The following is a 17,819-nucleotide window of genomic DNA, read 5'->3' as shown; positions in this document are numbered from 1 at the left end:
CCGAACGGTGGTCTTTCCATATTTAAACATCTTAAACTTTGAAATTCTAATAGCCTGGGTTTTGCACCAAGTTAGGGTTAAGAATAAGTTGGGCAGATGGGATTGGGAATAATTGACGATCTGGATTTCCAACAGCGTCAGCTTCTTTAAATTCCCAGTCTTTTGTGTATTGTCCAAAACGAATCATGTCGTTTCTTCTCCAACCTTCTGTGTACAATTCACGAGCTCTTTCATCCAAAAGATCTTGTTCGGTAACTGTTCCAAGTGGGGCAGCACCTCTAATGGCTCTTAAATCGTTGATCATTGCAGTTGGATTACCACCGCTTCTCCACATTGCTTCAGCTTTCATCAAATATGCATCTGAATATCTGAAGAAGATTATGTGGTTGGCAAATGCTCCATCTCTTGGATTGTATTTAATAACACGGATACCAGTTATCTCATTGTTATCTACAAGGCTTGGTTGTCCATCAACAGCACTAAAGAATTCTCTTGTGAAAGATAGTGGGTTACCACCCCTATCTTCCAAAGCAGCTCCATTAGGACCATATTGTTGACCAATAAGAAAACCAAATCCTACGTTGGAACCGTCTACAATACCGTCATTGTTGTCATCAGTACCATAGCTGCCATCGTAGGCAATACCACTAGGAGGGACAAAACCTCTTCTTTCTTCTTGGCCATCGCTCAATGTGCCGTCATTAAGACCTCGGTTGTTATCGGCATCACCTTCGAACAAGTCGTAGAATTCAGCCAACGTACTGAAACCGTTCCAGCCACCACCACCAAGCTCTGTAGAGTTGTAGTGCAATGTGTTGAATATTCTTGTTCCTGCTGAAGTTTGAGCGTACCAAATGGTCTCTGTGTCACCTCCAGGTACGAAGATATCAAAGTAGTCGGAAGCAAGTTCATATCCATCTCCTTCGATGGCGTCAACAAGGGAGATTACCTCGCTCATGTCACTTGAAGCCGCTGAACCTGAACCATTGTAAATATGTCTGTTCAAAAGGACTTTTGCCTTTAGGAAACGAGCAGCTGCTTTAGTTGCTCTAAAATTATCATCACCAGCAGTAGATGCAGGAAGGTTAGCGATGGCATTATCCAAATCACTTAAGATAAAACCAATCGCATCTTCTCCAGTAAGTACATCTGGATCAGCTAGAGGGTCGGCAGCTTCTGTATCTCTGTAAGGTACTTGAGCAAAGTTGTCCAAGATCACAAACATTGATAACGCTCTTAAAAATGAGGCGTGTCCTTGAGCTTCACTGGAAGAAGCGGATCTTGAATCCAAAACTTCACTTGCACTTAATTGCAAACCGTTCCATTCGTTCCATACACCTAAAATATAGGAGTGTTCCGGAGTCCATGAGTGTTGGTGCAATTGTCTCCATATACCATTATCACCCCAGTCAGAACCTCTTGTAGGAACCAAAAGGGCATCTGTGGTAACTTCGTTTAGGGCATATAAGTTCGCTTGTGTACCAAAATAACCATTTACATCATTGTACATTGCAGTTATCTGGCTCGAAGCAGCCTCGGCAGTTTGTATACCGGTAAACCCATCATCTAATAGCGAGTCCGTGGGTTCTACTTCCAAATCTGTACAGGAAGTCAGCATAATCCCTACGAACAAGCTGAGAGAAAAATATTTGTTCGTTTGTGTTATAAATTTTTTCATTGCTTTTTTTTTTAAAATTTAGCGTTGATACCCAATGTTACAGTTCTTGGCCTTGGGAAAGAAGTGTAATCAATACTAGCACTTGGTATACCAGTACCCAGGTCACCTGTACTAGATGATACTTCGGGATCTAAACCACTATAGTCGGTAATCAAGAACAAGTTTTGTCCTGTTAACGATAGTCTTAAACTTTTTAAAGCACCATCGCCACTTAGTGGTACATTATAACCTACACTGGCATTTTGTAGTCTCACAAAATCACCGTTTTCAAGGTATAGTGTAGAAACTTCTTGACTTACGTTGGTGTCCAAAGCTCTTTGAGTAGCGTTTCTTGTTGTCTCAAAAGTTGGTCTGTTCAAGAATGCATTCGCTGTATTGTTATATACATAGAATCCAAACTGACCTGTAAAGTATGCGGATGCATCCCAATTTTTAACTCTAAGGTTAAGGGAAAGACCAGCATTTATATCAGGTAGACCGTCCTTGTCCACAAAATCCTTTTGATCAGGGTTAAAGTCTGGATTACCGCTGCTGTCAACGGAATATTCAGCCATATAATAGGAGAATAAAGATCTTCCTTCTCCCAAACGCTGAGCAAATGCATCCGTTAGTCCAGGACCGTTCAATGCACCAAAGTTGGCAGTAATTCCGTTCAAGCCTTCAACTGTGTTCTTGTTGTAAGCAAAATTGAAGGAAGAGGAGAATGTAACGTCCTCCATTTGAATGAAGTCATAATTTAAAGAAACTTCAATACCTTGGTTGATTACTGTACCGTCAGTTAGGTTTTTGAAGACAAAAGGATCGGCAGCTGGTGCTGCTGCACCTTGTCTGAACAATAGGTCTTTGGTCTCTTTTCTATAAAAATCAAGGGAACCGCTGAAACGATCAAGATTGAAACCGAAGTCAATACCAACGTTCAAATCCAAAGTGGATTCCCACTTCAGGTCTGGGTTTTGTACTGCAACGGTCTGTGCACCTGGTCTAAGAATTTCACCACTGTCGCTAATGCCGGGTTGAGCGAAACGAACCCTTCTTAAGAAGTTGGCATATCCAAGTCCTTCTTGGTTACCGGTAATACCAGCACCCAATCTTAATTTCAATGTTGAAACGTTCTCTCCAATGAAATCCTCTTCGTTAATTTTCCAGGCAAAGGCACCGGAAGGGAAATAACCGTATTGATTACTGCCACCAAATTTTGAAGAACCATCAGCTCTTACCGTAGCAGTAAATAAAAACTTGTTGTTCAAAGAGTAATTACCCCTTGCGAAGAAAGATTGTAGTTCATCGGTATTGTCAAATGTATCTATCCAAACAGAAGTATAGGCTCCAGAGGAAACACCCAAGGCAGCTGTATCTTCAAAAGGGTTGATACTGTTGACAAAAGTACCGTTTGGAGCATAACCAGCTTGTTGGTATGGTCCACTGATACTTTCTCTTATTGTATTTACATCATCGATCAAGGCGGAACCCATTTCGTTCAAATCAGTAGTCGGTGCTTTCCATCCTTGTGAGTTGAATCCTTTTCTTTGGAAATCCTGAAAGGAGTAACCTACAATAACATCTAAAGAGGAATTACCAAAATCCTTTTTATAGTTAAGGGTAGCTTCCAATAGTTGACTTGTTGCGTTTAGCGTGTTGTAAGCGGATTGACCATTTCCTGTAACTCGGTTAAAGTTATTGGCATTTCCAGAAATAGAAGAGATTGCCTTAGCATCAGAATCATCATAACCTACACTTACTTTAGCAGTCAACTCTGGAACTATATCGTACTCAGCAGAAAAATTGATCAGAGCACGATCTGTGTTAGTGACAGACTGGAAGTTAGTTAGATAATTAGCAGGGTTCAGTTGGTTTCCTTCTAAGAAAAATGTGGAGCTTGCCGGCCATGTTGGGTTGGCAGAATAAGCAGCACCAATTAAGTTACCACTTGCACCGGAAGTACCACTAATAGGTGGTGCATCGTCATTAACACGAGACATGGAAGCCTGAAGGTTCAACCTTAGCTTATCATCCAAAAAGCGATGACTTGCGTTTAATCTACCTGTGATACGTTCTTGTGCCGATTTTTCAATCACACCAAATTGCTTTCCGTAAGAGAATGTAGCTCTAACATTACCGCTACCATAGTTTCTTGAGTAAGAAAGGTTTTGGTTTTGTGAAGCAACCGTCCTTGTAATATAATCTTGCCAATTTGTATTGAAACCGTAATCACTGGCATCAGCAATTTCTTGGCTTCTTATGGCTGCCGTTGTGGACAGGAATTCATCTCTGTCAAAAAGGTCATATTCGTTTGCAGGTGTGGAGATACTCAAATTGGAGCTGAATTCCCATACACCACCTTGACCTGTTCTACCACTTTTAGTAGTAATGATTACAACACCATTTGCACCACGAGAACCATAAATTGCAGTTGCCGAAGCATCTTTCAAAATGGACATGCTCTCGATGTCGTTAGGGTTGATAAAGTTCAAAGGGTTTCTAGTAGCGTTACTACCGTTGATTACATCACCACCAGATGGTGTTGTTGATTCTCCCGACAATGGTACTCCATCCACAACGAAAAGTGGGTTGTTGTTGGAACGAATGGAATTGGAACCCCTAATTCTCAAGTTCATTCCTGCACCAGGCTCACCACTCGATTGCGTAATCTGCACACCGGCGGTCTTACCTTGAATCAATTGTTCTGGTGAAGCAATGACACCTCCATTAAACTCTTCGGAGGTTACCGCGGCAACAGAACCAGTTGCATCTTTTACGGTTGTTTGACCGTAACCGATGATTACGACCTCATCTAGAGCTTGTGCGTCTTCTTCCAAGGTGACATTAATGGTAGTTTGGCCATTTACCGCAATTTCTACGGTCTTATAACCAATGTAACTAAAAACCAATGTGGAACTACCCTCAACATCGCTGAGCGTATAGTTACCATCAAAATCGGTCTGCGTACCATTGGTAGTACCTTTTACCAATACGCTTGCCCCTGGCAACGGTCCGTTTGCATCCGAAACGGTACCTGATACTGTCTGAGCCTTTGCAATCCCAAAGCATAAAAATGCCCCAAGCAACAAAAAGCTTTTTAGTAGCGTAATCTTCATAAATAATTAATTTTAAGTTTAGTTAATTTTAATTCAAGTGTTAAACATATATAAAAAAAAGGTTAATCGAAATTTAAGTATATTGCAAAATATCACGAAAACGGTTTCGTGTTAATAACTTTGAGGTGTGTGGGTATGACAAAACTTAAATAGTTAGTTTGCTGTTATCTCAATAAAAGGAATGAGATTTAAGAATTTAACAATAATAAGGACTAATATAAGGATTTTATTTTTTGGAATGCATTCTTTACCGGAAGAAGGTTTTTCAAATTTTCATACCCGTTTTGTTAAAAAATGTAATTTGTGCGCACCCTTGGATCTTTATTGAGTAATTTCCACAGCGGAATTAGTGTGCCCTAAAATACCATCATTGAAAGCAAAAATTACATTAAAAGATATAGCTAGAGAACTGGAGGTGTCCATTTCAACAGTTTCCAAAGCCCTAAAGAACAGTGAGGAAATTAGCCGGGATACCAAAGAAAAGGTGCAGGCTTTTGCCAAACTTTACAATTATAAACCCAACAATATTGCAATTAGTCTAAAAAATAAGAGGACTAAAAATATTGGTGTCGTAATTCCAGATATAGTCCATCATTTTTTCACAACAGTAATTCGGGGTATTGAAAAATATGCAAACGCCCGTGGATATAACGTTATCGTTTGTTTATCCGAAGAATCTTTCGATAAAGAGGTCATTAATATGGAAATGTTGGCCAATGGAAGTATCGATGGGTTTATAATGTCCCTATCTTCAGAAACACAACAGAAAGCTGATTACAACCATTTAAAAGAAGTTACCGACCAAGGCATTCCAGTGGTGCTGTTCGATAGGATTACACATGAGGTGGAATGTGACAAAGTGATTATAGATGATGAACTTGGTGCATACGAGGCAACAAAGAAATTCATTGACCAAGGAAAGAAAAGGATAGCCTTGATCACAACCGATGATTACTTAAGTGTTAGCAAGGCCCGAACAAAAGGGTACCGTAGGGCATTGGAAGAAAGCAGTCTGGGTATTGATGAATCCATGATATTGAAGATGCCCTCTATGGAAATGGATGAAGGATCCATAAAAACGTTTTTAAATGCCAACGAACCAGATGCCGTATTGTGCGTCAATGAGATATTTGCAGTGTACAGCATGCGTTTGGTGCAAGAAAAAGGATTGAAGATTCCTGAAGACATTTCATTTATTGGATTTACGGATGGTGTTTTGTCCAAATATGCCAACCCCAGTTTAACTGTAGTGGCCCAACATGGAGAAAAAATGGGCGAAGTTTCTGCTAAAATGCTTATTGATAAGGTGGAAAGTGAAGCAGAGGAAGAAACCTATCAAACAAAAATATTAGAACCCACCTTGGTCATCAGAGACTCTATTGCCCATTGATTGAGTTGACTAACCAATTTTGACATGAGAACAATTTATGGTCTTATTTCATTCCTATCTATTTTTGCACTAATTTCTTGTAAAGATAAACCCGATAAAAAGTCTGATTCCCCATCTATGAAAAAGAAAGAAGTAGTCTATCAGGTATTTACACGTCTATTTGGAAACACCAATACTACTAACAAACCATGGGGCACCATTCAGGAAAATGGAGTGGGCAAATTTGCCGACTTTTCAGATAAAGCACTGTCCGAAATAAAAGGTTTGGGCGTTACCCATATTTGGTATACAGGAGTACCGCACCACGCTGTTATAAATGATTATACCGCTTACGGTATCTCCAATGACGACCCTGATGTGGTTAAGGGAAGAGCTGGGTCGCCCTATGCGGTCAAGGATTACTATAATGTCAATCCCGATTTGGCAATAGACCCTTCAAAACGGCTGGAAGAGTTTAAACAATTGATTCAACGGACCCACGATGCGGGTCTAAAAGTAATTATAGATATCGTTCCCAACCATGTGGCAAGAAATTATGAAGGAAAGACAAATCCTGAAGGTGTAGAGGATTTCGGAGCTTCCGACGATACTTCCAAGGAATATGATGTCAACAATAATTTTTATTACATCCCCGGAGAGGCATTCCAAGTGCCAAAATGGGAAGATGGATACCTACCCCTGGGAGGAGATGAAAATAGGTTGGCCGATTCGAAATTTGAAGAGATTCCCGCCAAATGGACAGGTAATGGCTCCAGATTGGCCCAACCTCATTTTAACGATTGGTACGAAACCGTGAAAATCAATTATGGGGTTCGCCCAGATGGTACAAATGACTTTGACGAATTGCCCGAAGCATATCGGCTAAAAGATTATAAGGACCACTACGAGTTTTGGAAACATAAAACGCTTCCTGACTCTTGGCACAAGTTTAAGGATATCACCGCATACTGGCTGGGTTTTGGAGTGGATGGATTCCGTTTTGACATGGCCGAAATGGTGCCGGTAGAGTTTTGGAGCTATCTCAACTCCAATATCAAAATGATAAATCCCGATGCTTTCTTGTTGGCCGAAGTATATAATCCAAGTTTGTACAGGGACTATATCCATAAAGGAAAAATGGACTACCTATATGATAAGGTAGAACTTTACGATAGCATCAAACATATTATGAAAGGGTATGGTTGGACGGATCACATTCCCGTAGTGCAAAAAGGAATGGCCGATATAGAACACCATATGCTGCACTTTTTGGAAAACCACGACGAGCAGCGTATTGCCAGCCCTGATTTTGTGGGGAATGCCCAATTAGGGAAACCTGCCATGGTCGTTTTCGCTACAATTAGTACCTCGCCCACCATGATTTACTTTGGACAAGAAGTTGGTGAGCCCGGAGCGGAAAATGCCGGGTTTGGAAAACCAACACGCACTTCTATTTTTGATTATATCGGAGTGCCACACCACCAAAGGTGGGTGAACAATAAAAAGTTCGACGGCGGTCAATTGTCCGAAGAAGAAATAAACTTGAGGGACTTCTATAAACGATTGTTGAATTTCACAATTAATAGTGAAGCTCTCATGGGCGAATACCAAGAGATTCACTTTTATAATAAGGATAATACCGAAGGTTACGATCACAGAGTGTTATCATATGTGAGATGGTCTGACCATGAGAAGCTCATTGTTGTTTCAAATTTTGATGTCCATAACCAATACAACTTCAATCTAAAAGTGCCTGAAGATGTTGTTTCCAAATGGCAATTGTCTGATGGAGAATACAATTTGGATGAAGCATTGTACGGGGAGGTAAAAAAAACACTTAACATTATCAATGGCCAAGGGCAGATACAGGTGGAGTTAGAGCCTTTGCAATCCTATATTTTTAACATTAAGGAGTAAATTAATTTTAATTGTTTCTATGTCAAATTGTATTTTTAACGTTCAAAACCAATCCAAAATGAATAAAAACTTACTCATAGCTCTTGGAGCCGTTCTACTTTTAACTAGTTGCGAAATGACCAAATCAAAACCATTGGTAATAGGGCACCGCGGTGCCATGGGTCACGAGACTGAGAATACTTTGGCTTCCATAGAGAAAGCCATGGAGCTTGGGGTGGATATGATTGAAATCGACGTGTTCAAAATAGATAGCGGGGAAATCGTTGTTTTTCACGATGAAACGGTAGATAGACTCTCCAATTCTGGTGGCAATATAGAAGAATACAATATTGCACAAATTGGACAGCTTACGTTGGATGGAGGGCATAAAATACCTGTACTGCAGAGTGTACTCAAACACATAAATAATCAAGTCGCTTTAAATATTGAGCTAAAAGGAGCTGGAACTGCGGACAAGGTCAATCACATCATAAATTATTACATCGAAAACCGAGGTTGGAGCCCAGAAAATTTTGTAATCTCCAGTTTTAAATGGGACGAGCTAAAAAAAATGAGGGAATATAACCAGAATATAAAGATAGCAGTGCTGACCTCCGATGATCCACTGGAAGCATTACCTATAGCCAAGGAACTAAATGCTGTTGCCATAAATCCCAATTATAAAACACTTACCAAAGAAAACACTGCAATAATCCAAAAAGAAGGATTAAAAGTATACACATGGACGGTAAACGAACCCGAAGACATTCAAAAAATGATTGAGTTTGGGGTCGATGGTATTATCACCAATTATCCGGAACGTGTGAAATAATGTTCGACGTCATCATAGTTGGAGGTGGTGCAGCAGGATTTTATGCAGCCATTCAAATAGCAGAGCTTTCACCCGATATGAAGGTGGCTGTTTTTGAACGGGGAAAAACCGTCCTTTCCAAAGTAAAGGTGTCTGGAGGAGGACGATGCAATGTTACACATGGTGAGTTCTTACCCAGGGAATTGGCAACAAACTATCCAAGAGGTGAAAAGGAGTTGCTGGGTCCATTCCACAAATATGCTCCCACAGATGTCATGGCCTTTTTTGAAGAACGGGGCGTCCCTCTTAAAATTGAAGAGGATGGCCGTGTGTTTCCTCAAAGTGATTCTTCACAGAGCATAATAGATTGTTTGGTTGGGGAAGCAGACCGATTAGGGGTTCAAGTGCTTAAAAATAGTTCCGTAAAGGCCATCGAGAAATTAAATGATGGCTGGCAGGTCACTACTATGAACAAACATTACCAGTGCAAAAAGCTATTGGTGGCCACGGGCAGCAATCCCAAAATCTGGAAACAATTGGAAAATCTGGGCCATCGAATTGTACCGCCAGTACCCTCCCTGTTTACTTTCAATATCAATGACAAAAGAATTCAAGGCATCCAAGGGATAAGTACCTATGCAGCTGTTGAGGTCTTGCCAAAAAAAACTTTCCATACCGATAAAAAAAGCCTGAACCTTAAGAGTAAATTAAAAGATGAGGCGATCCTTTATTCAGATGGTCCGCTTTTGATAACCCATTGGGGCCTGAGCGGCCCAGCTATTTTAAAGTTGTCCGCTTGGGGAGCAAATATGCTGCACGATTTCAATTATTCGTTTAGAATAAAAGTGAACTGGTTACCAGATTATAGCACTGAATCCATGGAGGCCTACCTCAAGAAGGTTAAAGAATTGGAAGCCAAGAAAACCGTTGTACGCACCAATGTGACAGAACTTCCCAAACGCTTGTGGAAGCGTTTGGTGGAAGCTGTAAATATAACGCCCGATGAACGCTGGGGGGATATTAACAAAGGACAACTACAAGCATTGGCCGAACAATTGACGGCTTCATCGTTCAAGGTGGAAGGTAAGAGCACCTTTAAAGAAGAGTTCGTTACTGCCGGGGGCGTGGACTTAAAAGAAATCAACTTTAAGACCTTCGAGAGCAAATTGCACCCCAACCTTTATTTTGCTGGTGAAATCATCAATGTGGATGCCATCACGGGAGGATTCAACTTTCAAAATGCATGGACAGGGGCATATATTGCCGCACAGGCCATTGCCTCTTAAAAAATTATTGTAGTGCTAAAGCGATCCATGCCGCTATCGAGGCCCCTAATATAGGCCCAACTACAGGTATCCATGCATACCCCCATCCATTGGAGCCTTTGTTTTTTAAAGGTAATAACGCATGAACGATTCGTGGTCCCAAATCCCTGGCAGGGTTAATAGCGTAGCCCGTGGTTCCGCCCAAGGACAAACCTATGCCCCAAACTATAAGGGAAACCGGCAAAGCACCCAACGAGCCCAATCCAATAATTGCATCCTCGGTGGATAGGACCGCATCCGTAAAGTAAAGCACGGAAAATACCAGAACAAACGTTCCCAAAACCTCGGAGAAGAGATTGGTAAAGGTGTTCGGGATTGCAGGGGCCGTACAAAAAACACCTCGTTTAGTGCCCCCGTCTTCGGTCGCGTTAAAATGATCTTTGTTGACCAGCCACACACAAAATGCCGCGAACATAGCTCCGATAAATTGCGCTAAAATATAACTTGGAACCTCGCTCCAAGGAAATTCACCCGCTACTGCCAATCCAATACTAACCGCGGGATTGATATGTGCACCACTATGAGGTCCGGCAACCACAACACCGGTATAAACAGCAAAAGCCCAACCCGTAGTGATTACTATCCAGCCGGAGCTGTTACCGTAGGTTTTTTGTAGGGATACGTTGGCATTTACGCCACATCCGAGTACCATCAGCAAAAAAGTACCTACAATTTCAGATACAAAAGGAGTCATATAAAGGAAATGTTAGTGTTTATGTTATTTGAAAATTAAGGGTTCTCTGTCCAGAATTCCAACGCTTTTATGGCTTTGTACCAACTCTTGATGCCTTGATCAATGGCCTTACGCTCTTCTGTCGGCTTAAAATGTACATCCGTTTGCCAAATATCCTGTATTTCTTCTTGACTTTTCCAATAGCCAACGGCCAAGCCAGCCAAATATGCGGCTCCCATTACGGTGGTTTCCACAATCTTTGGTCGTACGGTAACGGTGTTCAATACATCGGCTTGGAATTGCATTAGCATATCGTTTACGGTGGCACCGCCATCAACACGTAGTTCTTTTATGGAAATACCGGAATCTGCTTCCATGGCTTTAAGGATATCCATGGTCTGGTAGGCAATGGACTCCAGAGCGGCACGGGCAATATGGGCATCGGTGCTGCCTCGAGTAAGCCCAAATATGGTTCCTTGTGCCTTTTGGTTCCAATGGGGAGCACCCAACCCTGCAAATGCCGGAACAAAAACAACACCTTCTGTACTGTCCACCGTACTCGCAAGTTTTTCTACCTCAGCCGAGGTTTTTATGATGTTTAAGCTATCCCGAAGCCATTGCACCACGGCACCTGCTATAAAAATGCTTCCCTCAAGGGCATATTGCGTTTTTCCATTGATTTTCCAAGCCACAGTGGTAAGCAGGTTGTTGTCGGAAACAATCGGTTTTTCTCCTATGTTCATCAACATAAAACAACCTGTACCGTATGTATTTTTAACCATTCCTTTTTTTGTGCACATTTGCCCGAACAAGGCAGCTTGTTGATCCCCCGCGATTCCTGCAATCGGTATGGGAGTGGCGAATAAATTGGGCGTGGTATGGCCATAAACTTCACTGGACTGCTTTACTTCGGGAAGCATGCTTTTGGGAATCGTCAACAATTCCAAAAGCTCATTATCCCAATCCATGGTATTGATGTTGAACAGCATGGAGCGGCATGCATTGGTCACATCTGTTATGTGAAGCCCTCCATCCGTCATTTTCCAAATAAGCCACGAATCGATGGTTCCCATAACCAAATCACCAGCTTCCGCTTTCTCTCTTGCACCCTCCACATTGTCCAAAATCCATTTTACCTTGGTGCCCGAGAAATAAGAATCTATGACCAATCCTGTTTTTTCCCTGATCATAGTGGATCTGCCTTCTTTTTTTAATTCATCGCAATAATACGAGGTGCGTTTATCTTGCCAAACAATGGCGTTGTAAATGGGTTCGCTTGTGTTTCTGTCCCAAACTACGACCGTTTCCCTCTGATTGGTAATGCCAATGGCAGCCATTTGAGATGCCTTTAGGCCTTTTTTGCTAACGGCTTCTGCGGCCATTCCTGCCTGGGTCGACCAGATTTCATCAGGGTCATGTTCCACCCAGCCCGGTTTGGGGAATATTTGCGTGAATTCTTTTTGTGCTACGGAGATAATTGTTCCCTTTTGATCAAAGACCACGGCACGGGAACTGGTCGTACCTTGGTCCAAGGCAAGGATATATTGATTCATTTTGTTAATTTAAGTGCGTTTGAATTTACTAAAATTAATTCGGGTTTGGAATCCATCTTTATGGAGAATACATATATAGCTTTGCTACGTGGAATCAACGTAAGCGGTCAAAAAAAGATAAAAATGGCCGATTTGAGGCTGGTTTTGAAAGAAAACGGTCTAAAAAACGTGAAAACCTATATCCAAAGTGGTAATATTATTTTTGACAGCGATCTGGTGGATAGGAATAAACTTGAGGAAATTATGTCATCCTCCATCCTTGAGCATTTTGGATTTCATGTTCCTGCCCTGATCCTTCAGAAAGGTGATGTGGAACAAATCCTAAAAGCCAACGCTTTTTTAAGTGAGGCTGAAGAAGATAAATTGTATTATGTTTTGCTGAAAAATGTCCCCAAGGAGGAGTTGGTAGAACAGTTCAATCAGCTTCAGGTTGAGACTGAAAGGTTTTGGATTACCGATACTTGCGTATATCTCTTCTGTAAAAACGGCTATGGTAGGGCAAAGCTCAACAACAATTTTGTTGAAAAAAAGCTAAAAGTAGAAGCTACGACCCGAAATCATAAAACAATGCTCAAACTATTGGAAATGGCATCCTCTTAACTATTGAGTTCCCAAATTTTGTAATTCAGGGCAGAGGCAAAGGCCACCCATAGCACATAAGGGATCATTAAAAGTGCAGCGGGTTTGCTTATGACTTTGAACCATTTTATGGTGAGTATGATCATGGTCAACAAGGCGAGTATTACGATCATTCCGCCCAGTGGATTTTTAAGCCCAAAGAAAACTATGCTCCATAAGGCATTGAGCAACAACTGGAACACAAAATGGTACAATGCCGTTTTTACCCAAATATGGTGATAACCCTTGGACCAAACAATGCCCGCTGCAATTCCCATCATAATGTACAATGCCGTCCAAACGGGGGCAAAAAGATAATTCGGAGGGGTAAACGACGGCTTGTTCAAGGTAACGTACCAATCATTAACGGAGCTCTGGGTCGCAATACTAGCAAGAAAGCCAATAGCAAGGCAGACCAAAACACTTATGGTTATGTAAACGATTCTTTTTTTCATGGTTGGTGCAACTTTGACTAAAATAAGAATTTATTTGAATCCGATTTCCAGTAAGTTTGCTGCTGCTTATATTTGTTCAAACTTCCACGCTCAATGACGGAAAATGATTTTTTGACTGGTGACTACCAGAATTTGCCCGAAAAAGGTAAAGTCACTTGGAAGGCACCCAGCAATATTGCACTTGTGAAATATTGGGGAAAACGCCCCGTTCAGATTCCAACCAACCCATCCATTAGTTTTACGCTGGATGCTTGCGCGACAACCACTTCCGTTACTTTTGAGAAAAAGGACAGTAAGGATGATTTTTCTTTTGATTTGTTTTTTGAGGGAAAACCAAAGGAAGGCTTTAAACCTAAAATCCGGACATTTTTGGAGCGGATTGAGATGTATCTTCCCTTTTTGAAGGAGTATCATTTTACCATTGAAACCTCAAATTCCTTTCCGCACAGCAGCGGTATTGCTTCATCGGCAAGTGGAATGGCTGCGCTATCGTTGTGTTTAATGGGTATTGAAAGACAATTGAACCCCACAATGGAAGAAAAAGTTTTCAATGCAAAGGCATCATTTTTGGCCCGCTTGGGTTCTGGAAGTGCTTGTCGTAGCATAAAGGGCAATTTAGTCCAATGGGGAGAACACGCCAACATACCCGAGAGTTCCGATTTGTACGGCATTGTATATCCGTTCGGGGTGAACCCCGTTTTTAAGAGTTATTGCGACACCATTCTTTTAGTGCATAAAGGACAAAAACAAGTGAGCAGCACGGTAGGCCACCAATTGATGCACGGCCACCCTTATGCCGAAAACCGATTTAAACAGGCATTTTCCAATTTGGAAAAGCTAAGGCCTATATTGGAAAGTGGTGATTTGGAAGAGTTCATTAAGTTGGTTGAAAGTGAGGCGCTTACTTTGCACGCCATGATGATGACCAGCATGCCCTATTTTATGTTGATGAAACCCGACACCTTGGAAATCATAAATAAAATTTGGCAATACCGTGAAGAAACTAAAACTCCAGTATGCTTTACGCTGGACGCAGGTGCCAATGTGCATTTGCTTTATCCAGCATCTGAAAAGGAAAAAGTGCAGGATTTTATCAAAGATAAATTGGCCATACATTGCGAAAATGGGCATTACATTAATGACAGGGTAGGACAAGGAGCAACTAAAATAAATAACTAAAAATGAACAGCTAAGCTGTTTTTTTACGTTATTTGCCATGATTTTAGACCAAAGAAAACAGGTTTTTAAGGATAAAATTTATTTGTTTATCTAATTTTATAAAAGATTAAACAAAATTTGTTTGTATCTTAGTAGTGTTATATGAAAGGTCCATTATTTTATTCCAAGATTTTATTGTTCGGGGAGTACGGCATAATCAAAGACTCCAAAGGACTATCAATTCCCTATAATTTTTTTAAAGGAGCGCTTAAGCGGGACAAGAACGATTCCAAAATGGCGCAAGATTCCAACAAAAGCCTCAAGGCCTATGCTGAGTACCTTAAAGTGCTGGAAATTAAGGAAGAAGGTTTGGTTTCTTTTGATATAGAAGCTTTGGAAAAAGATGTAGCTAATGGAATGTACTTTGACAGTTCCATTCCCCAAGGTTACGGAATTGGGAGTAGTGGTGCATTGGTCGCTGCCATTTATGACCGTTATGCTACGGACAAAATCACTGTTCTGGAAAACTTGACCCGAGAAAAATTGCTTCAGTTGAAGCAGATTTTTGGGAAAATGGAATCTTTTTTTCACGGAAAATCATCTGGATTGGATCCGTTGAACAGTTATCTGAGCTTGCCGATCCTTATCAACTCAAAAGATAATATAGAGTCCACTAGTATTCCATCTCAAAACACCGAGGGAAAAGGAGCCGTTTTCTTATTGGACAGTGGAATGACAGGCGAAACTGCACCAATGGTACAACTCTTTATGGAGAACATGAAGCAGGAAGGTTTCCGAAATATGATCAAGGACCAATTTATAAAACATACAGATGCATGCGTTGAGGATTTTCTTAACGGCAATGTAAAGTCGTTGTTTGGAAATTTGAAGCAACTTTCCCATGTGGTTTTCGATCACTTCAAACCTATGATTCCATCAAAATTCCATCAACTTTGGCAAAAAGGAATCGAGACCAACGATTATTACCTTAAACTTTGTGGTTCAGGTGGAGGAGGATATATTTTAGGCTTTACCCAAGATTTGGAAAAGGCCAAAAAAGCACTTGAAGGCCATACTTTGGAAGTAGTGTACAACTTCTAAAAGCAATCCCATGCTTAGTAGAAAAAACAAACTCTTGCTTTTTAAGCTGTTGAGTCTGTTTTCCGTGGTTCGGGGCTACAATATTCTTGTAATCACCTTGGCGCAATATCTGGCCTCCATTTACATTTTGGCACCCAATACTCCTTTAAGGGATGTGGTTTTGGACCTAAATCTTTTTCTTATTGTTACAGCTTCGGCACTGACTATTGCAAGTGGTTATATCATCAATAATTTTTATGACGCTGAAAAAGACCTGATCAACAAACCCACCAAGAGTATGTTGGATCGTTTGGTGAGCCAACGATTTAAGCTTACCACCTATTTTATACTCAACTTTTTAGCTGTGTTTGCCGCCAGCTATATTTCTTTTAGGGCGGTTCTGTTTTTTTCTGCCTATATATTTGGAATATGGATATACTCCCATAAGCTTAAGCGAATCCCATTTTTGGGTAACTTGGTGTCTTCCACTTTGGCCATCAGCCCTTTTTTCGTGGTCTTTGTCTACTATAAAAATTTCCAGACCGTAATTTTTGTGCACGCGATTTTCTTGTTCTTATTGATTTTGGCCCGCGAAATGATCAAAGATTTGGAGAGTATGCCCGGGGATATGGCTCAGGACTATAAAACCATCCCTATTATTTACGGTCCCAACGTATCAAAATCCATGATTACCTTATTGATAGCATTGACATTGATTCCCGCTCTTTTGCTTATCAGGACTTTCGATGTGGGTTATATGCACTTATATTTTATAGCATGTATTGCGCTTTTGATTTTCTTCTTGGTTTTATTGTGGAAAGCAAATACCAAAAAGCACTACGTTTGGCTGCACAACATCATTAAATTTATTATCGTGGCCGGGGTTTTTAGTATTCTGTTGATTGATGTGGATGTGGTGTTGAACCGAATTTTGTAATTCTTTGTTCTTTAGGTTTTTTGGAACTTAAAAAGACTACATTTGCAAAAAAATCGACTGATGGCGAAATCAGACAATAGTAGGGGCAAAAGGCCTTCTAAAAACTTCAAGGGCGGTGATAGAAAAAAGCCGTTCAACAAAAATTTTTCTTCAAAACCTAAGCAGAATCCGCCGCGGAAAACATCAAATCCCGATGAAATTCGATTGAACCGTTACATTGCCAATGCGGGCATATGTTCCCGAAGGGAAGCCGACACTTATATCGCTGCGGGCAATGTTACCGTAAACGGTAAAACAATTACCGAAATGGGGTATAAGGTTAAACGTTCCGATGATGTCCGTTTTGATGGAAAACGGCTCAACTTGGAAAAGAAAGAGTATATTTTGCTCAACAAACCCAAGAACTTTATCACCACTACAAGTGACGAAAAGGGTCGTCGTACTGTAATGGAACTGATTTCCAGTGCCTCCAACAACCGTTTGTTGCCCGTTGGCCGTTTGGATAGAAATACTACCGGATTGCTACTTTTTACCAACGATGGTGACCTTACCAAGAAACTTACACATCCCAAGCACAATGTGCGCAAGATCTACCATGTTCATTTGGACAATAATTTAAGCCTACGTGATCTGCATAAAATTGAAGAGGGTCTCGAATTGGAAGATGGCCCTATTTCCGTGGACAGCATTAGTTATATTCCTGGTGCACCCAAACGAGAGGTAGGCGTTGAAATCCATAGTGGAAGAAACCGTATTGTACGCCGCATTTTTGAACACTTGGACTACAATGTCACTAAATTGGATCGCGTAATCTTTGCCGGATTGACCAAAAAAGATCTGCCACGTGGGCATTGGAGGCACTTGACGGAGCAGGAAGTCATCAATTTGAAGATGATTAAATGATGCTTTTAGGAGATTTTATCTAACAAACACTATCTCAGATCCAGATGAATTCCTTGTAGGAGGAAATCAAGCAAGCTTTTCCAGTCTATGATTGCCCAGAGAATGGGAAAAACAAATAGTAAGTAAATCATAATGTTACCTAGCCTAGTCCTTTTTAAAAAGTTAATGAGGAAGTAAATAAGAACATAATAAAGAAACAGGAAACCAAACGGAATACTGAAAATTGGCATAAACCCACCTAGCAAAAGTGGGGCAATGGTACATACCA

At 40.9% G+C, this 17,819-nt stretch carries 14 protein-coding genes; 9 read left to right on the top strand and 5 right to left on the bottom strand.

The window, feature by feature from the left end; all coding sequences use genetic code 11:
• Window positions 1-46 precede the first annotated feature (46 nt).
• Both J0X13_RS08380 and J0X13_RS08375 read right to left on the bottom strand, forming a co-directional pair.
• Window positions 47-1,678, bottom strand: coding sequence for a RagB/SusD family nutrient uptake outer membrane protein (locus tag J0X13_RS08380; RefSeq protein WP_207071004.1), 1,632 nt, complete (start codon window positions 1,676-1,678; stop codon window positions 47-49).
• Window positions 1,679-1,689: 11 nt separating this feature from the next.
• On the bottom strand, window positions 1,690-4,773 hold the full coding sequence (locus tag J0X13_RS08375) for a SusC/RagA family TonB-linked outer membrane protein (RefSeq protein WP_207071003.1): 3,084 nt from the start codon (window positions 4,771-4,773) through the stop codon (window positions 1,690-1,692).
• Window positions 4,774-5,143: 370 nt separating this feature from the next.
• Here J0X13_RS08375 and J0X13_RS08370 point away from each other — a divergent pair, with 370 nt between their 5' ends.
• From J0X13_RS08370 to J0X13_RS08355, 4 genes are read left to right on the top strand one after another with little or no spacing between them, the layout of a single operon-like run.
• Window positions 5,144-6,163, top strand: a complete 1,020-nt coding sequence (locus J0X13_RS08370; protein WP_207071002.1) for a LacI family DNA-binding transcriptional regulator — start codon at window positions 5,144-5,146, stop codon at window positions 6,161-6,163.
• A gap of 24 nt (window positions 6,164-6,187) precedes the next feature.
• The gene (locus J0X13_RS08365) at window positions 6,188-8,059 is read left to right on the top strand and encodes an alpha-amylase family glycosyl hydrolase (RefSeq protein WP_207071001.1); all 1,872 of its coding nucleotides are present in this window, start codon (window positions 6,188-6,190) and stop codon (window positions 8,057-8,059) included.
• A 58-nt stretch (window positions 8,060-8,117) separates the two neighbouring features.
• Window positions 8,118-8,870 carry a glycerophosphodiester phosphodiesterase gene (locus J0X13_RS08360; protein WP_390822019.1) on the top strand — a complete coding sequence of 251 codons (753 nt, stop codon included), beginning with the start codon at window positions 8,118-8,120 and terminating at the stop codon, window positions 8,868-8,870.
• On the top strand, window positions 8,870-10,135 hold the full coding sequence (locus J0X13_RS08355; protein ID WP_207071000.1) for a BaiN/RdsA family NAD(P)/FAD-dependent oxidoreductase: 1,266 nt from the start codon (window positions 8,870-8,872) through the stop codon (window positions 10,133-10,135). The genes J0X13_RS08360 and J0X13_RS08355 overlap by 1 nt, the downstream gene beginning before the upstream one ends.
• A 4-nt stretch (window positions 10,136-10,139) precedes the next feature.
• Here the strand turns inward: J0X13_RS08355 and J0X13_RS08350 are convergent, their stop codons facing one another.
• Together J0X13_RS08350 and glpK are read right to left on the bottom strand one after the other, a co-directional pair.
• Window positions 10,140-10,868, bottom strand: a complete 729-nt coding sequence (locus J0X13_RS08350; protein WP_207070999.1) for an MIP/aquaporin family protein — start codon at window positions 10,866-10,868, stop codon at window positions 10,140-10,142.
• Between the two features lie 35 nt (window positions 10,869-10,903).
• Entirely contained in the window at window positions 10,904-12,400 is a 1,497-nt protein-coding gene (gene glpK / locus J0X13_RS08345) for a glycerol kinase GlpK (protein WP_207070998.1), read from the bottom strand.
• A gap of 45 nt (window positions 12,401-12,445) precedes the next feature.
• On the opposite strand from glpK, the gene J0X13_RS08340 reads away from it, so the two are divergent.
• Window positions 12,446-13,000 (top strand): DUF1697 domain-containing protein, encoded by a 555-nt coding sequence (locus J0X13_RS08340; protein WP_242535680.1) that lies wholly within the window; start codon window positions 12,446-12,448, stop codon window positions 12,998-13,000.
• Here the strand turns inward: J0X13_RS08340 and J0X13_RS08335 are convergent.
• Complete coding sequence (locus J0X13_RS08335; RefSeq protein WP_207070997.1) at window positions 12,997-13,473, bottom strand: TspO/MBR family protein; 477 nt, start codon at window positions 13,471-13,473, stop codon at window positions 12,997-12,999. The two genes, J0X13_RS08340 and J0X13_RS08335, sit on opposite strands and share 4 nt — an antisense overlap.
• A 93-nt stretch (window positions 13,474-13,566) precedes the next feature.
• Between J0X13_RS08335 and mvaD the strand changes: the two genes are divergently transcribed.
• The 4 genes from mvaD (at window position 13,567) to J0X13_RS08315 (ending at window position 17,551) form a co-directional block, all read left to right on the top strand.
• Window positions 13,567-14,652, top strand: coding sequence for a diphosphomevalonate decarboxylase (mvaD, locus tag J0X13_RS08330; protein ID WP_207070996.1), 1,086 nt, complete (start codon window positions 13,567-13,569; stop codon window positions 14,650-14,652).
• A 141-nt stretch (window positions 14,653-14,793) separates the two neighbouring features.
• The gene (locus J0X13_RS08325) at window positions 14,794-15,732 is read left to right on the top strand and encodes a mevalonate kinase family protein (protein ID WP_207070995.1); all 939 of its coding nucleotides are present in this window, start codon (window positions 14,794-14,796) and stop codon (window positions 15,730-15,732) included.
• Window positions 15,733-15,742: 10 nt separating this feature from the next.
• Entirely contained in the window at window positions 15,743-16,648 is a 906-nt protein-coding gene (locus J0X13_RS08320; protein WP_207070994.1) for a geranylgeranylglycerol-phosphate geranylgeranyltransferase, read from the top strand.
• Window positions 16,649-16,708: 60 nt separating this feature from the next.
• A complete protein-coding gene (locus J0X13_RS08315) occupies window positions 16,709-17,551 on the top strand; it encodes a pseudouridine synthase (protein WP_207070993.1) in 843 nt (280 codons plus the stop codon).
• Window positions 17,552-17,819 lie beyond the last annotated feature (268 nt).

The sequence above is a fragment of the [Muricauda] lutisoli (nom. illeg.) genome (assembly GCF_017313105.1).
Classification (GTDB): Bacteria; Bacteroidota; Bacteroidia; order Flavobacteriales; family Flavobacteriaceae; genus Flagellimonas; species Flagellimonas lutisoli.
Note: the sequence above shows the minus strand (reverse complement) of the source record. Positions and strands in the feature narration are given on the sequence as shown.